Source organism: Amycolatopsis sp. SID8362 (genome assembly GCF_010550475.1).
Taxonomy (GTDB): domain Bacteria; phylum Actinomycetota; class Actinomycetes; order Mycobacteriales; family Pseudonocardiaceae; genus Amycolatopsis; species Amycolatopsis eburnea.
Window position 1 is genome coordinate 1 of record NZ_JAAGNB010001131.1, and the last position, 1,169, is coordinate 1,169.

Sequence of the window (1,169 nt, forward strand, 5' to 3'; positions counted from 1 at the left end):
ATGCTGGCCGGCACGTTCCGCGACCCCGATCGCGAGGTCGCCTACGTCTCGACGCTGCGCGCGCAGCGGGCCGCGGCGATCCTGCTGATCGGCTCGGCGTTCGAGGACCGGACGTGGGAACGCGCGATGGCCGCCGAGCTGGAGCCGTACCGCCGCGGCGGCGGGCAGGTCGCGGCGGTCAGCCGCCACCGCGGGCTCAAGATCGACACCGTGCAGCCGGACAACAAGGGCGGCGCGGCGGCGCTGGCCGACGCGCTGGTCGGCCTCGGCCACAAGCGGTTCGCGGTGCTCGCCGGCCCGCGCCGGCTGAGCACCGTCATCGACCGGCTGGCCGGGTTCACCGACGCGCTCGCCGCGCACGGGATCACCCTGCACGAGGACGACGTCGTCGAGGGCGCCTTCACCCGCGACGGCGGCTACGAGGCGACGAAGCAGCTGCTCGCCGGCCGCAAGCGCAAGCTGCCGACCTGCGTCTTCGCCGTCACGGACGTGATGGCGATCGGCGCGATGACGGCGTTGCGCGAAGAAGGCCTTTCCGTGCCGGGTGACATTTCGGTGGCCGGTTTCGACGACATCCCGGTCGTCCGCGACCTCGCCCCGGCGCTGACCACCGTGCGGCTGCCGCTGGAGGAGCTCGGCGAGCGGGCGATGGACCTGGCGATCAAGGGGTCCGGCGGCACCCGGCCCCGGACGGTCCGGCTGTCCGGTGAAGTCGTGCTGCGCGAAAGCACCGGACGCCCCAAGCGCTGACCCGGTCGGGCCTTGTCGTGCTTCGGCACAGGCTCTACCGTGGATTCGGGAAAGCGCTTTCTGGATTCTCCGGAGGTCTCCGATGCTCGTGCTCCCGGTGCCCGGCGGCGGACTGCTGGACTGGACACCGTCCGGACCGCCGTGTCCCGGACCGGCCGGAACACCGCCGTCGTCGCGGATCGTCTACGCCGCCGCGCACGTCGTGGCGGACGCGCTGGCCGACGAACCCGGCGCCGTCGACTGGGACACGACGCTCGCCTTCCGCGAGCACCTCTGGTCGTGCGGGCTCGGCGTCGCGGAGGCGATGGACACCGCGCAGCGCGGGATGGGCCTCGACTGGCCGGCCACCCAAGAGCTCGTGACGCGCACCGGCGCGGCCGCGACCGGACGGCGCTGGTGCGCCGGCGTCGGCACCGACC

The 1,169-nt window shown here is 73.8% G+C and carries 2 protein-coding genes; both read left to right on the forward strand.

The window, feature by feature from the left end; translation table 11 throughout:
* Positions 1-750 (forward strand): LacI family DNA-binding transcriptional regulator (locus G3I65_RS35325; RefSeq protein ID WP_160699944.1); only part of this gene is annotated, 750 nt, incomplete at its 5' end.
* A gap of 82 nt (positions 751-832) precedes the next feature.
* Positions 833-1,169, forward strand: a 337-nt coding sequence (locus G3I65_RS35330) for a DUF993 family protein (protein ID WP_160699945.1), incomplete at its 3' end; no start/stop codon positions are given.